Here is a 343-nt window from a genome sequence, read left to right as displayed (position 1 = left end):
AGCCCATTTGCGCCATGCTTTTTCAACAGATCGACACCATTCTGCGGCCTTGGTTTCTGAATAGCCGAACTTTTTCAAGTCGGCCCTACAATTCAATTTGAGTTCTTCACCGACAGTATCGGAAATTACTTGCGTGACAGCACCGGCAAGCCAGCCGCTATTGTGGATGAAATCAATGGCTAAAGCGGCGGCTCGATCCGCCGCCTCTCTTACATCATGTTTAGCATCCCGTGTCACAGCACGGCGCATATTCAATATACCCGTACGATCACCACGCAAATAACGCATGCTGGCCACCTTTGGAGAAGCCCGATCGGGTTTCTTTCCGTTGGCCTTTCCCTTC

At 50.7% G+C, this 343-nt stretch carries 1 protein-coding gene; it reads right to left on the bottom strand.

The genetic code is table 11. The features are described from left to right. Nucleotides 1-288, bottom strand: a 288-nt coding sequence (locus tag HBA93_RS19670; RefSeq protein ID WP_221724412.1) for a phage portal protein, incomplete at its 3' end; no start/stop codon positions are given. Nucleotides 289-343 lie beyond the last annotated feature (55 nt).

Origin of the sequence: Ochrobactrum sp. SFR4 (assembly GCF_019730395.1) — a bacterium.
Lineage (GTDB): Bacteria > Pseudomonadota > Alphaproteobacteria > Rhizobiales > Rhizobiaceae > Pseudochrobactrum.
Note: the sequence above shows the minus strand (reverse complement) of the source record. Positions and strands in the feature narration are given on the sequence as shown.